At 72.9% G+C, this 13,136-nt stretch carries 14 protein-coding genes; 9 read left to right on the forward strand and 5 right to left on the reverse strand.

All coding sequences use genetic code 11. From position 1 onward, the window contains the following. Window positions 1-26 precede the first annotated feature (26 nt). Window positions 27-428: a RidA family protein gene (locus tag ITJ60_RS01665; protein WP_123313916.1), complete on the reverse strand. Its 402-nt coding sequence runs from the start codon at window positions 426-428 to the stop codon at window positions 27-29. A 235-nt stretch (window positions 429-663) separates the two neighbouring features. Between ITJ60_RS01665 and ITJ60_RS01670 the strand changes: the two genes are divergently transcribed. Then, entirely contained in the window at window positions 664-1,905 is a 1,242-nt protein-coding gene (locus ITJ60_RS01670; RefSeq protein ID WP_194646503.1) for a hypothetical protein, read from the forward strand. Window positions 1,906-2,087: 182 nt separating this feature from the next. On the opposite strand, the gene ITJ60_RS01675 is transcribed toward ITJ60_RS01670, so the two are convergent. The 3 genes from ITJ60_RS01675 to ITJ60_RS01685 all read right to left on the reverse strand — a co-directional run bounded on the left by ITJ60_RS01675 (window position 2,088) and on the right by ITJ60_RS01685 (window position 4,770). Continuing rightward, window positions 2,088-2,579 (reverse strand): pyridoxamine 5'-phosphate oxidase family protein, encoded by a 492-nt coding sequence (locus ITJ60_RS01675; RefSeq protein WP_123292028.1) that lies wholly within the window; start codon window positions 2,577-2,579, stop codon window positions 2,088-2,090. Window positions 2,580-2,939: 360 nt separating this feature from the next. Then, entirely contained in the window at window positions 2,940-3,569 is a 630-nt protein-coding gene (locus ITJ60_RS01680; RefSeq protein ID WP_194646505.1) for a hypothetical protein, read from the reverse strand. Between the two features lie 91 nt (window positions 3,570-3,660). Next, a complete protein-coding gene (locus ITJ60_RS01685) occupies window positions 3,661-4,770 on the reverse strand; it encodes an LLM class flavin-dependent oxidoreductase (RefSeq protein WP_228509680.1) in 1,110 nt (369 codons plus the stop codon). A gap of 110 nt (window positions 4,771-4,880) precedes the next feature. Here ITJ60_RS01685 and ITJ60_RS01690 point away from each other — a divergent pair, with 110 nt between their 5' ends. Further along, a complete protein-coding gene (locus ITJ60_RS01690; RefSeq protein ID WP_123672407.1) occupies window positions 4,881-5,789 on the forward strand; it encodes an SDR family oxidoreductase in 909 nt (302 codons plus the stop codon). A 57-nt stretch (window positions 5,790-5,846) separates the two neighbouring features. Here the strand turns inward: ITJ60_RS01690 and ITJ60_RS01695 are convergent, their stop codons facing one another. After that, a complete protein-coding gene (locus ITJ60_RS01695) occupies window positions 5,847-6,638 on the reverse strand; it encodes an NRDE family protein (RefSeq protein WP_194646507.1) in 792 nt (263 codons plus the stop codon). A 64-nt stretch (window positions 6,639-6,702) separates the two neighbouring features. Between ITJ60_RS01695 and ITJ60_RS01700 the strand changes: the two genes are divergently transcribed. The 7 genes from ITJ60_RS01700 to ITJ60_RS01730 all read left to right on the forward strand — a co-directional run bounded on the left by ITJ60_RS01700 (window position 6,703) and on the right by ITJ60_RS01730 (window position 13,067). Beyond that, window positions 6,703-7,977, forward strand: coding sequence for a bifunctional phosphopantothenoylcysteine decarboxylase/phosphopantothenate synthase (locus tag ITJ60_RS01700; protein WP_194647059.1), 1,275 nt, complete (start codon window positions 6,703-6,705; stop codon window positions 7,975-7,977). A 29-nt stretch (window positions 7,978-8,006) separates the two neighbouring features. Then, window positions 8,007-8,405, forward strand: a complete 399-nt coding sequence (locus ITJ60_RS01705; protein ID WP_194646509.1) for a hypothetical protein — start codon at window positions 8,007-8,009, stop codon at window positions 8,403-8,405. Next, window positions 8,402-9,193 (forward strand): YqjF family protein, encoded by a 792-nt coding sequence (locus ITJ60_RS01710; protein WP_194646511.1) that lies wholly within the window; start codon window positions 8,402-8,404, stop codon window positions 9,191-9,193. The genes ITJ60_RS01705 and ITJ60_RS01710 overlap by 4 nt, the downstream gene beginning before the upstream one ends. Window positions 9,194-9,334: 141 nt before the next feature. After that, window positions 9,335-9,985 carry a GntR family transcriptional regulator gene (locus tag ITJ60_RS01715; protein ID WP_123292021.1) on the forward strand — a complete coding sequence of 217 codons (651 nt, stop codon included), beginning with the start codon at window positions 9,335-9,337 and terminating at the stop codon, window positions 9,983-9,985. A 186-nt stretch (window positions 9,986-10,171) separates the two neighbouring features. Beyond that, window positions 10,172-10,627 (forward strand): MarR family winged helix-turn-helix transcriptional regulator, encoded by a 456-nt coding sequence (locus ITJ60_RS01720; RefSeq protein ID WP_194646513.1) that lies wholly within the window; start codon window positions 10,172-10,174, stop codon window positions 10,625-10,627. A 290-nt stretch (window positions 10,628-10,917) separates the two neighbouring features. Beyond that, window positions 10,918-11,808, forward strand: coding sequence for a phospholipase (locus tag ITJ60_RS01725; protein WP_194646515.1), 891 nt, complete (start codon window positions 10,918-10,920; stop codon window positions 11,806-11,808). 92 nt (window positions 11,809-11,900) lie between these two features. After that, window positions 11,901-13,067, forward strand: a complete 1,167-nt coding sequence (locus tag ITJ60_RS01730; RefSeq protein ID WP_323749074.1) for a low temperature requirement protein A — start codon at window positions 11,901-11,903, stop codon at window positions 13,065-13,067. Window positions 13,068-13,136 lie beyond the last annotated feature (69 nt).

The following is a 13,136-nucleotide window of genomic DNA, read 5'->3' on the forward strand; positions in this document are numbered from 1 at the left end:
GAGGCTTCACACAGCCTGTCCCGACGTCACGAAGCGCTCGGCAGCACCGCCACGACGTCGATCTCGACCAGGATGTTCGCCAGGTGCGACTGCACGGTGGTGCGGACCGGGTACGGCTGCGAGAAGTGCTTCGCGTACTCCTCGTTGAAGGCCGGGAAGTCGCGGTCGGAGTGCTCGAGGTGCACCGTGGACTTCACGACGTCGTCGAGGGTGGCACCGTGCTCGGCCAGGACCGCTGCGACGTTGGCCAGCACCTGCGCGGTCTGACCGGCCACGTCGTCGGCGATCGCACCCGTGGCGGGGTCCTGCGGGCCGAACCCGGCGGTGTAGATGAAGCCGTTGGCGACGATGCCCTGGCTGTAGGGCCCGGCGGGCTTCGGGGCGTCGTCGGTCACGATGGCGGTCTTCGGCGCGGTGGGGTTCGGCACGGTTGCTCCTGTGGTTCGTCGGTCGTCGGTCGTCGGCGGAGACTCCAGGCTAGGCGGACGCCACGCGGTGGGGCCGACCACCCGACCAACGCATTCCGCATTGCAGAACGCGAGTCGGGCCTCCCGTCCGGGGTGCCGCACCGACCACCCAGGTGGAGGGCGACTACCCTGGCCGGGTGCCGTCATCCCTGCCCGAACGCCGCCGAGCGCGCACGGGCTCGCGCCGAGCACGCGCATGAGCCGGCTCGACGGCGCGGTCACCGGGACCGCCTCGACCGGACGGCGTCGCGCACTCGACACCGTCACCTCCCTGCCGGCGTGGGCGGCCGTGCTGCTCGTCTGGACCGGCGGCCGGATCGTGTCGACGCTGTGGCTGGCACTCGCGTACCCGCTCATCGGACGGGCGATGCCGGACAACGCCATCTGGGGCAACGGGCACGGCTTCACGGCGTTCCTCACCGCCTGGGACGGCCAGTACTACGAGCAGATCTCGCTGCACGGGTACCCCGACGTGCTGCCGCTCGACACCGTCGGCAACGTGGCGCAGAACGCCTGGGCCTTCCTGCCGGCGTTCCCGTTCACGATCCGGATGCTCACCGCCTCGACCGGGCTGCCGTTCACCGTCGGTGCCCCGCTCATCTCCGTGCTGGCCGGGCTGGTGGCGACCTACCTGCTGCACCGCCTGGTCCGTGACCGTGCAGGCAACGCCGCCGCGATGTGGGCGGTGTTCTTCTTCACGTGCGGGCCGCTGTCGTTCCTGTTGCAGGTCGGGTACGCGGAGAGCATGTTCCTCGCGCTCACGTTCGGCGCACTGCTCGCCCTGGAGCGTCGCCGGTACGGGCTGCTCACCGTGCTCGGGGTCGCTGCTGCCTTCACCCGTCCGGGTGCGTTGGCCGTCCCGCTCGTGCTCGGGGTCATCGCCCTGGTGCGGTGGGTCCGGGCTCGCCGTGAGACCGGGCGGGTGCTCGACACCTTCCCGCTCCGCGAGCAGGTGCAGGTCGTGGCCGCCGGTGCCGTGATGGTGGCGGCGGGCCTCGCGTGGCCGGTCATCGCGTCGCACGTCACCGGCACGCCGAACGCCTACCTCGAGACCGAGATGTCGTGGTGGGTGAACTTCATCGGCCGCGTGGACTTCGTGCCGCTGTCGCCGTGGTTCCTCATCGCCGGGCGCTGGCTCGGCGTCGGCGGGATCCTGATCGTGGTGTTCCTGCTCGTCGGGTTCCCGATCTGGCTGCTCCGCCGGTCGACGAAGCGGCTCGGGTCGACGACCGTGCTGTACTCGGCCGCCTACGCGCTCTACATCTTCGCGGTGTCGCTGCCGATGGCCTCGACCCCGCGGCTGCTCATGCCCCTGGCACCGTTGTTCGGCTCGCCGGAGCTCGTCGCGAAGCCGTGGATGCGGTGGACCTTCGTCACCGCGGCGCTGGCCGGGCAGCCGGTGCTCGTCGCGGTGCTCTGGCTGCTCGGGCCCCCGTAGCGGCGACGGCGACGCCGGCAGCGGCCCCGGCATCGGCATCGGCATCGGCATCGGCACGACGACACCTCCGAGGCGGAACGACGGAATCGACGTCGTACGACATCGGTCCCGTCGTTCGGGCTCGGATCGAGCCGACCCGACCCGACCTGAGCCCGCCCCGCCCCGCCCCGCCCCGCCCGCGCCTAGAGCTCGACGGTCCCGTGGTCCCCGGTGTCCGGCTGGCTCTGCTTGCCGAGTGCGGCCTTGAGCGTCTGCACGAGGCTGCCGACCGGGCCGGTGTCCTGCGTCCAGTACTCGACCGAGTCGCCCGACACGGTGAGGAGTCGGATCGAGGGGTCGTCGCGACCGTCCGGGAACCAGGCCTCGGCGAACGGCGACCACAGCTCGTCGATCACAGCGCTGTCCTGCGTCACCGTGGCGGTGCCGGCGATGGACAGGTAGCCGCCCTGCGACTCGATGGAGACGTTGACGTGCGGGTTCCTGGCGATGTCGTCGACCTTCTCGCTGCCGTCCTGCACCAGGAAGCGGAGGGTCCCGTTGAACGCCTTGTCCTGCACGGCGAGGGGGCGGGCGTGCAGCTGGCCGTCCTCGCTCACCGTCGTCAACAGGGCCGTGTGGGCGCCGTGGACGATGTCCGAGATGGCGGCGCGCTGGTCGGTCTGCGTGTCGGTCATGATGCTCCTTTGCGTCGTGCGCCCCACCCGTCCCGACGTTCGACCGCGGGTCCGGCGGGGCCGTACCGTTCCCGCCAGTGTGCCCCTCGACGCTGGGCGCGTCCGGCACACGGCAGCACCACCCCGACCGGGAGGCCCGTGCCGACTCCCCCGGACACGTCCGGCCACGCAGGTGGCCGGTCCGCAGTGCCCGCACCCGGTCCGGCGCACTCCATGCGTCCGCACACGGCGGCACTCCACCAGACGATCACCGCGTGCATCGTCGGAACATGCACACGCACCGGATGCATGCGCAACGAGCGACACTCCACGAGTCGATCCGGTGGTGGATCGTCGGAAGGTGCGCCCGCACGGAACGCGTCAGGCGGGCTCGCGGATGGTGGTCTCGACGTCGACGACCTGCGGCACCCGCGGCATCGAGGCGAAGCCGAACGCCACGGGCGGGTCGAGCGGCGCCAGGGTGCCGAGGGGCTCCCCCGCCCAGGTCCCGCGCACGCCGGTGACGTCGTGCGCCCCGGTCACGCCGTAGTACTCGCGGCGGCCGTTCCCCGCCGAGCCGGCGGTGCCGGATCCGGGAGCGACGAGCCGGGCGATCGGGTCGATCGCGGCGAGCCACCGCGGGTCGCGGGCGATCGGCTTCGGGACCACGCGCAGCACCCGGCCGAGCGGTGAGATCGTGCCGACGTCGACCGTCACCTGCAGCGCGCCGGCGTCGAGCTCCAGGCCACGGGCCGTCCGTCGAGCCCGCACGTCGACCACGGACACGGTGTCGAACCGGTAGGTGCCGGAGACGTAGGCGGCGACGATCTCGTCCGGCGCGAGCAGCACGCTGGTGCCGTCGGGCAGCTCGAGGAACACGTCGGTGAACGCCCCGAAGGGCGAGCGGTCCCACATCCCGACGACGATCCGGACGCCCGACGTGGTGCCGACGCCCATGATCCGGCCGCGGAACCGGCGCTCGACGGGAGGGGTGCTGGGACGTGACGGCATGCCGTGGACCGTACCCGGCGCGCCCGTGAGGCGGACCGACGGAGCCGACCCGCGCCTCCCGACCGGCGGGTTCGCGAAGGCGACCGATCGCCTACGGGACGGGGACGGGCTCGGCGAGCAGCTCGCGCACGCGCGGCGCGACCCGGGTGCCGTAGAGCTCGATGGACCGCAGCATGTCCTCGTGCGGGAGGCGACCGGTCGCGTACCGCATGTCGAACCGCGAGGCGCCGAGGATCCGCATGTTCCGGGCGATCTTCCGCGCCACGGTCTCCGGCGACCCGACGTACAGCGAGCCACCGGCGGACAGGCCCGCGTGGTACCCGGCGACGTCGAGGGGCGGCCAGCCGCGCTCCCGGCCGAGCTGGTCGGTGACGGCCTTGTGGTACGGCCAGTAGCGCTCGGCGGCTTCCTCGTCGGTCGCCGCGACGAAGCCCGGCGAGTGCATCGCGATGGGCTGCTGCGGCAGGTCGAGTTGGGCGAGCGCCTGACGGTACAGCCGCGAGAACGGGGCGAACTGCGCCGGCTGCCCGCCGATGATGGCGAGGAACAGGGGCAGGCCGTACGACGCCGCACGGATGACCGACTGCGGGGAACCACCGACGCCGATCCAGGTGGGGATGGCACCGTGCTCGAGCTTCGGGAAGACGTCCTGGTCGACCAGGTTCGCGCGCTTCGTGCCGGACCAGGTGACGGCGTCGCCGCCGCGCAGGGCCGCCCAGAGCTGCAGCTTCTCCTCGAACAGGACTTCGTAGTCGGACAGCTCGTGGCCGAACAGCGGGAACGACTCGGTGAAGGAGCCGCGCCCGAGGATGACCTCGGCGCGGCCGTCCGAGATCGCGTCGACGGTGGCGAAGCGCTCGTAGACGCGCACGGGGTCGTCCGACGAGAGCACCGTGACGGCGGAGCCCATCCGGATGCGGGAGGTCGAGGCGGCGATCGCGGCGAGGACGACCTCGGGTGCGCTCACCACGAAGTCGGCGCGGTGGTGCTCACCGACGCCGATGAAGTCGATGCCGACCTGGTCGGCGAGCACGGCCTGGGCGACGACGTCGCGGATGCTCTGCGCGTCGGACTTCAGGCTGCCGTCGGCGAGTTCGGTGACGTCGCCGAAGGTGTCGATGCCGAGCTCCACGGGGCCGATCCGCTCGGGTGCGGGCGGCGGGACGTCCGAGGGGCGGTCGGTGCCGAATGCGTTGCTCATGGTTCCTCCTGGTCGCACTTTCATGCGTTTGCATCAAACTACCACGATCGGGCGAGCAGGGCCAGGCCGGCTCTCCGGCACGGCCAGCGCCCGCGTGTACGGTCGCCCGCATGCCGAAGCTCCCTGACCAGACCGGACGCAGGATCGTCGTCACCGGCTCCAACAGTGGCACCGGGAAGGAAGCCGCGACCCGTCTCGCGGCCGCCGGCGCGAGCGTCGTGCTCGCCGTGCGCACGACCGCGAAGGGCGATGCCGCCGCGGCCGAGATCCGCGCAGCCCACCCGAACGCCGACGTCGAGGTGCGCGAACTCGACCTCGCGGACCTGGCGAGCGTGCGCCGCTTCGCCGACGGCATCGTCGGCGAGGACCGCCCGATCGACGTCCTGGTGAACAACGCCGGGGTCATGGCGCCGCCGAAGCGCTTCGAGACGGTCGACGGGTTCGAGCTGCAGTTCGGCACGAACTTCCTCGGCCCGTTCGCGCTGACCAACCTGTTGCTGCCGTCGCTGCTGCGCGCCGAGGCACCGCGGGTCACGACGATGTCGAGCCTCGCCGCGATCCCCGGCCGGATCCGCTTCGGCGACCTGCAGTGGGAACGCGGGTACAACGGCTGGCGTGCCTACGGCCAGTCCAAGCTCGCCGACCTGCTCCTCGCGCTGCACCTGCACCGACTGACCGTCGAGGCGGACGTCCCCGTCGTCAGCACCGCGGCGCACCCCGGCTACACCCGCACGAACCTGCAGTCGGCCGGGCGCTCGCTCGGACGCGCCAAGCCGGTGCGGCCCAGCAACCGCGCGCTCCCCTTCACCCAGGCGGTCGAGCAGGGCACCGAGCCGCTGCTCTACGCCGCGGTCGGCCCGAACGCGGTCGGCGGCGCCTACTACGGCCCGGCTGGCCCCTTCGGCCTGACCGGACCGACGACCGCCGTCTCGATCCCCGGGTCGGCACGGAGCGCCGACCTCGCCCGCTCGCTCTGGGCCGTCGCCGAGGACCTCACCGGGACACGTCCGCCCCTCTGAGCGCGTGGCTCGGGGCGCGGCCGGGAGGCCCGTGGTGCGTCCGGCGGGCCGCCCGCGTCAGGCGCGGTGCAGCTCCACCGACCCGTCCAGCCGTCCGGGTTCGGTCAGGCGGGCATGCTGCAGGACCGTGCGGTCCGGACCGATCGCCGCGGCGACGATCGACAGTGTCGTCATGTGCCCCTCGGCCTCGTGCGCGTCGCGGAGGATCGCGTCCGGGTGGTCGCTCGGCAGCGCAGCGGACTCGGCCAGGACCCCGAACCAGCCGCCCCACCCGTCTCCGGCGTCGTCGCCCGCGTCCACCGTCCGGAGTTCGTCGAAGGGCCCGAGCACCGGTGGCCCGACCGGGGCGTCCGCGGCACGGAAGGCCTCGAGCCACCGGCCGATGCGCGGTGCCGCCGGGTCGTCCGGTTCGCCGTGCGTCACCATGTGCACGCCGGGGCCGAGCTCGGTCGTGCGGACCCGTGTGCCGTCCCAGGTCAGGACCGCGGCGCCGTCGGCGGTCGCCCGCACCAGGTTGAACGCGCGGGTGGTCGGCAGCGTGCCGTCGTGTCCGGGCAACTGGCCGTCGGCGACGGCGTCGACCGGCACCACGCCGCGGGTCGTCCACGTGCCGTCGACACTCGGCACCGGTTCGCCGCGGTTGAGCACGACCGCCAGTCCGGCACGGTCCGAGGCGGCGAGCCACGCACCGCCGGCAGCACGGTCGCGCACACCACGGACCCCGGGGTCGCGATCGGGCCACCACGCCGCGGGCGGGTCCCACGGACGCTCGGGTGACTCGTCCCGCAGGGCGAGGACGGTGACGGGCCACGCGGACCCGGGGTCGACGCGGACGACGACGGTGCACATGCCGTCGATCCTCGCACGTGCCCCCGGTAGCGTGAGCGGCGTGAACGCAGCAGCAGAGCGCACCCTGACCGTCATCGTGGGGATCACCGGGGGCATCGCCGCCTACAAGGCCGTCGGCGTGGTCCGCGACCTCGTCAAGCGCGGGCACGAGGTGCACGTCGTCCCGACCGAGGGGGCGCTGCGCTTCGTCGGGCTGCCGACGCTCGAGGCGCTCAGCCGCAACCCCGTCACCACGAGCGTCTGGGACGACGTCTCCGAGGTCCGCCACGTCGCCCTCGGCCGCCGCGCGGACCTGGTCGTGGTGGCCCCGGCGACCGCGGACTCCCTGGCACGGATGGCGAACGGCCTGGCGAGCGACCTGCTCGGCACGACGCTGCTCGCCACCGACGCCCCGGTCGTCGTCGCGCCGGCGATGCACCCGCAGATGTGGGAGCACCCCGCGACCCGGGCCAACGTCGCCGTCCTGCGCGAGCGGGGCGTGCACCTGGTCGGACCGGTGGTCGGCGCACTGACGGGCGACGACGCCGGCATCGGCCGGATGGCGGAACCCGAGGACATCGTCGCCGCCGCGCTCGCCGTGCTGGACGGCCCGGCCGGTGCGGCGGCAGGGCGTCGCGCCGGCACCGACGGGGGGACGCAGTCCGGCGCCGGGGCCCGCGGCGAGCAGGGCGACCTGTCCGGCGTCCGGGTGGTCGTCAGCGCGGGCGGCACGCGCGAGCCGTTCGACCCGGTGCGCTTCGTCGGCAACCGGTCGAGCGGTCGGCAGGGCCTGGCGATCGCCGCGGACGCCGCAGCGCGCGGTGCCGTCGTCACCGTCGTCGCCGCCAACGTCGAGGCCGGCCTGACCGCGGGCATCGACGCGACCGTCGTGCCGGTGGGGTCAGCGCTCGAACTCGCCGAGGCCGTGCACGCCGTGGCGGTCGATGCCGACGTCGTCGTGATGACCGCTGCCGTCGCCGACTACCGGCCGGCCGAGGTCCTCGCCGAGAAGCTCAAGAAGGACGCCCAGGGCGAGCGGATGACGCTCGAGCTGGTGCGGAACCCCGACGTGCTCGCCGACCTGGTGGCGGCGCGGCGCACCGGGCAGGTCATCGTCGGGTTCGCCGCCGAGACCGAACCCGACCGCGACGCCCGCATCGCACTCGGCCGCGCGAAGATCGCCCGCAAGCCCGCCGACCTGCTCGTCGTGAACCACGTCGGCTGGTCGGCCGGGTTCGAGCGCGAGGAGAACGCGATCGAGGTCCTGGTGCCGGGCGGCGAGGTGGTCCGCGAGACGTCGGGCACGAAGGCCGAGGTGGCGGCGGCGGTCCTCGACCTCGTCGCGACCGCACTGACCTGATTCCGAGGACGGGCGAGCACGATGGGGGCATGCGACGACGTGAGCGGATCAGACGAGCCACCCGGACTGCCACACTGCTCGCGGTGCTGCTCGGCGGGGCCGGCGTCACCCACTTCCTGCGGCCGCGCCACTACGACCGGATCGTGCCGGACACACTGCCACCGCGGCTGACGACGGTCGCGTCCGGCGTGGCCGAACTCGGCATCGCCGCCGGACTCGCGTTCCCGGCCACTCGCCGGGCCTCGGGGTGGGCCGCAGCTGCTCTGTTCGCCGCGGTCTTCCCCGCGAACGTGAAAATGGCGAACGACCTGCTCGACAGCCCGCGGTCGAGCCGGGCGATGCGGCTCGTCTCCGTGCTGCGGCTCCCGCTGCAGGCCCCGCTCGTCCTGTGGGCCGTGCGCGTGGGTCGGCACGCACCGAAGCGGTGACCCAGCCGTCCTGGACCCGTGCGGCCGCACCGCTGCTGCACCGGCCGGTGACCCAGCACGCGTGGGACGACGTCGTCTTCGCGCACTGGCGACACGACCCGGGCTCGCTGGCGCGACTCGTCCCGCGGGGAACGCGTCCCGACGTGGTCGACGGCAGCGCCTGGGTGGGACTCACGGCCTACGTCTTCCACGAGACGCGGGTGCCGCCGTTCCCCTCCGCCGGCCGCCTCGGCCGCATGACCGAGGTCACCATCGAGGTCCTGACCGTGGACGACCAGGGCCGGCGCGGGGTCGCGTACCGCACCGTGGACACCGCGAACGTGCCGGCGATCGTGGCCGCACACGCGCTGCTCGGCGTGCCGTACACCTTCGCGCACGCCCGGTCGCGCCGCCGCGGTGAGGTCGTCGCGCACCGGTCGGTCCGGCACCCCGCACGTGCACTGCACCCGGTGCGCTGGGCGCGGTCGCTGCGGCAGGAACGCCCCTCGGGCACGGCCAGACCCCGGCACGCGGCCTCGATCCGGGTCACCGCCGGTGACGTCGTCGACACGCCACTGGCCGCCGAACTCACCACCCGCGCCGGCATCCACGCCCGGTACCTGGCCCAGACGCTGTTCTGGCAGCGACAGCACCCACCGCTCACCGTGCGGGCCGCGCACCTCGACCGGCTCGAGGGAGACCTGCCCGACGCCGTCGGCATGCCGGGGCTGTTCGATCGGCCACCCGACTCGCTGCTCGTCGTCGACGGCACCACGGTGCGGTACGCCTGGGGCGGGGTCGTGCGGTGAGCGACCACGCCACGGACGATGCCGCCCAGGACGGCCTCGACCGACCCGTGACACGCGCTGAGCCGAGCGGAACGCCGGTCTCATATCAGGTACGGTGATCGGTGCGCGTGCACTGACCGCGCCCCGATCGAAGGAGAACGCATGCCGGTCCCCCGCAGCGCCCCGACCGAGCACCAGCTGCTCCGCGACACCGTCCGGCACAAGATCCACGACGCGATCATGGACGGCACGCTCGTCCCCGGCGAGCGGCTCAACGACGACGAGCTCATCGCCTGGCTCGGCGTCTCCCGCACGCCGATCCGCGAGGCGCTGAGCCAGCTCTCCCGCGCCGGCCTCATCGAGATGGCGCCGAACCGGTACACGCGCGTCACGACACCCCAGCCCACCGAGGTGATCGAGGCGATGCAGACCCTCGGGGTGCTGTTCGGCGGAGTCGTCCGACTGGCGGTCCCCCGCCTCGGTGCCGGCGCTCGGAAGAAGATCCTCACGCAGATCGACAAGACGATCGCCGAGCTCGAGTCGCACGACGTCCCCGCGGTCAACCACGACGCGCTCGACGTGTTCGCGCTCTACGTCGCCGAGTGCGGCAACGAGAACCTGCAGCGCGTGTGCCGCGACACCATGGACGGCCTGGCGTTCCGCCTGCGCCTGCCGAACCTCGACGAGCTGGTCGACTGGGACCGCATGACCGCGGACTTCCGTCGGCTGCGCACCGCGACCGAGTCCGGCGACAACGTCGCCGCCGAGCTCGCGACCGAGGCGATCCACCAGCTGCCGGGCGAGAAGCACTGAGTCCGGCTGTACCCCCGTACAGGAACCCGCCCGTCTCGCGCACGCGAGGCGGGCGGTCCGCGTTCCACGGGCCTCCCGGACACCCCGTCCGGACCCGCGACCGACGCGCACGACGCTCCCAGACTGCGGATCCGGCGAGCCGATAGCATCGCTGGCGACCACCCGATCGCCCACCCGGAGCAGCACATGAGTCCTCGATCGACGGACCGTACCGAGGTCGCCGCACGTTTGGCTGCGGCGGTCGGACGGATCAACCGGCGTGCACGGACGGACTCGGCCTCGCTCGGGTACGGGATCGTGTCCGCACTCGCCACCATCCAGCGCGAAGGACCCCTGCGCCCGGGCGACCTGTCGCGGATCGAGGTGGTCACGAAGCCCACGATGACCCGCATCCTGACCGAGCTCGAACAGCGCGGCTTCATCGAGCGCGAAGCGGACCCCCGGGACGGCCGTGCCTTCATGGTCTCGGCCACCGCCGAGGGCATCGCGGCGGTCGAACGGGCACGTTCGGACCGCACCGGGATCGTCGCCGAGCTCATCGCCGAGCTCGGTGAGTCCGACGTCACCGCGATCGCCGGAGCGCTCGATGCCCTCGAGCGCGTCGCCCAAGGCGACCGCACCCAGGAACCTCACACGTTCTAGGTCCGAACGGGCCGTTACCGAACCGTTACCAACGGGTGGACGGACGGTTCTGCCAGCGATCCTGGACGCGTCATCCAGTCTGACGAGTCATCGTGTCGGCTTCGCCCGACGGCGGCCTCCCCAGGGCCGGTCGCGGCGGACGGACGGGCCCCACACCACCGTCCGGTCCTCCCCGGTTCGCCGGACTCCCCCTGCTCCGCGCAGCTCGACGCGCGCAGCATCGCTCTTCGGCCCCGACGTGCCGCGCAGCCCGGAGTCCCGCACCACGAACCGCCCGACCACCGGAACCGATGCCAGGACACACCCCCGACCTCCCCACCACCACCGCCTCGACCCGACGTGAGGCCCTGAACTCCCCCAGTCGGCGCGTGCGCCGCGCCCTCCGCCACCGCGCGCTCCGACACCGTGCGACGTTGATCGTCGGCGGCGCCGCGGTCCTCGCCGTCGCCGGCGGTGCCCTCACGATCGGCACCCAGCCCGCCATCGGCGAAGCGCTCGGCATGCCGACCGGTACCGCGAGCGCGTCCGCGACGGCACAGCCCGCCCTGCGCGGCACCGCCCTCGACCGTGCCCAGGCAGCGGCGACCATCTCGACCGCGAAGACCGTGATGACGACGGCGAACGCCAAGACCGACACGGCCTCGCTCGAGCAGCACATCGACGCGCTCAGTGACTACCCGGAGCTGTCCGGCGCCGCGCTCACGACGCGCATCTCGTCGACCGTCGAGTCGACCGCGCACGTCGCGCAGGCCAGCGCCACGCAGGACAAGCGCGACGTCGACGCGAAGGCGGCCGCCGTCGCGAAGGCCGCCGCCGAGAAGCGGGCCGCCGCCGCAGCAGCGGAGGCCGCCCAGAAGCTGGCGGCGGGCAACACCGTCGCAGGCGCCAAGGCAACGGCGACCTCGCTGGCGTCCTCCGAGTACGGCTGGGGCTCCGACCAGTTCCAGTGCCTCGACAACCTGTGGACCAAGGAGTCCGGCTGGGACTACCAGGCCGTCAACGCCAACGGCGGGGCGACCGGCATCCCGCAGGCGCTGCCCGGTTCGAAGATGGCGACCATCGGCTCCGACTGGCAGACCAACGCCACGACCCAGATCAAGTGGGGCCTGCAGTACATCAGTGCCGCGTACGGCACCCCGTGCTCGGCGTGGGCGCACTCGCAGGCGAGCAACTTCTACTGAGCGGCGCGGGCCGGCCGTCTGCTGGACCACGCACCTGCACCTCGAACGGCCCCGGGTACCGCCCGGGGCCGTTCGTCCTGTAGGCATGCCGGGTGACGACGATCGGACTGCGCCGGATGGCGCCCCGCGACCCCGCCGAGGGACACCGTGCCGCGAGCCCCCTGGAACTGCTGTTCGACCTGGTGTTCGTCGTCGCGGTGGGCTTCGCCGCCACCAACCTGCACGAGATCGAGACCGAGGGGCACGTCAGCTCCGCGGTGGTGGCGTACGCCATGGTGTTCTTCGCCATCTGGTGGGCGTGGCTGAACTTCAGCTGGTTCGCGACCTCGTTCGACACCGACGACTGGCTGTACCGCATCACGACGTTCGTGCAGATGGCCGGCGTGCTCGTGCTCGCCGCCGGGGTGCACGCCGCGATGACCGAGGGCGACTTCACGGTCCCGGTGATCGGCTACGTGGTGATGCGCCTGGCGATGGTGACGCAGTGGCTCCGCGTCGCCGTGTCGTCCTCGCGGTACCGCCGCACCGCACTCCGGTACGCCGTGGGCATCGTCGTCGTGCAGGCGCTCTGGGTCGGCATGCTCGCGCTGCCGCAGGGATCGACGGCGTGGTCGTTCCCCGTCCTCGTCCTGCTCGAGGTCCTCGTTCCGCCGATCGCCGAGGGCACGGGCGAGACGACGCCGTGGCACACGCACCACATCGCCGAGCGGTACGCGCTGTTCACCCTCATCGTGCTGGGCGAAGGACTCGTCGCCTCGGCGAACGCGGTCATCGACGGCATCGCCCAGGCCGACCACCTCGCGTCGCTGCTCGTGCTGGCCGCGGCCGGGCTCGTCATCGTCGCCGGACTCTGGTGGATCTACTTCTCGCGCGAGCAGCACGACCACATCCGGAACCTGCCGAGTGCGCTCGTGTTCGGCTACGGCCACTACTTCGTCTTCGCCGCCGCGGGTGCGCTGCCGGCCGGGATCGAGGTCGCGGTCAGTGCGGACGCCGGCGAGGCCGACCTGTCGCACGCCACGGTCGCTGCGACCGTGGCCGTCCCGGTCGCGCTGTTCGTGCTCGCGATCTGGGCGCTCGCACTCCGGCCGTCGATGTCCGCCGGGTGGAACGCGATCGTGGTCGTGCTCGCCGTCGCGATCCTCGCGACGATCGCGGCGCCCGACGTCTCCCTCGTCGCGACCGCACTGCTCGTCGCCGCGATCGTCGTGGTGCTCGAGGTCGCCGAGCGGCGGCCGGGGACGCACCGCGTGCGCTGAGGACGCGACCGGAGGTCGGACGGGAGGCCCGTGGCGGTGTCGCCACGGGCCTCCCGTCCGTCAGTGAGC

It is taken from the genome of Curtobacterium sp. VKM Ac-2884 (genome assembly GCF_015350945.1).
In the GTDB taxonomy this organism is placed as follows: Bacteria; Actinomycetota; Actinomycetes; order Actinomycetales; family Microbacteriaceae; genus Curtobacterium.

Bases quoted from the DNA above. Each gene is read 5' to 3' on its own strand.
- ITJ60_RS01670 (WP_194646503.1), top strand. From the start codon at position 664: ATGAGCCGGCTCGACGGCGCGGTCACCGGGACCGCCTCGACCGGACGG.
- ITJ60_RS01675 (WP_123292028.1), bottom strand. From the start codon at position 2,579: ATGACCGACACGCAGACCGACCAGCGCGCCGCCATCTCGGACATCGTC.
- ITJ60_RS01680 (WP_194646505.1), bottom strand. From the start codon at position 3,569: ATGCCGTCACGTCCCAGCACCCCTCCCGTCGAGCGCCGGTTCCGCGGC.
- ITJ60_RS01685 (WP_228509680.1), bottom strand. From the start codon at position 4,770: ATGAGCAACGCATTCGGCACCGACCGCCCCTCGGACGTCCCGCCGCCC.
- ITJ60_RS01690 (WP_123672407.1), top strand. From the start codon at position 4,881: ATGCCGAAGCTCCCTGACCAGACCGGACGCAGGATCGTCGTCACCGGC.
- ITJ60_RS01695 (WP_194646507.1), bottom strand. From the start codon at position 6,638: ATGTGCACCGTCGTCGTCCGCGTCGACCCCGGGTCCGCGTGGCCCGTC.
- ITJ60_RS01705 (WP_194646509.1), top strand. From the start codon at position 8,007: ATGCGACGACGTGAGCGGATCAGACGAGCCACCCGGACTGCCACACTG.
- ITJ60_RS01715 (WP_123292021.1), top strand. From the start codon at position 9,335: ATGCCGGTCCCCCGCAGCGCCCCGACCGAGCACCAGCTGCTCCGCGAC.
- ITJ60_RS01720 (WP_194646513.1), top strand. From the start codon at position 10,172: ATGAGTCCTCGATCGACGGACCGTACCGAGGTCGCCGCACGTTTGGCT.
- ITJ60_RS01725 (WP_194646515.1), top strand. From the start codon at position 10,918: ATGCCAGGACACACCCCCGACCTCCCCACCACCACCGCCTCGACCCGA.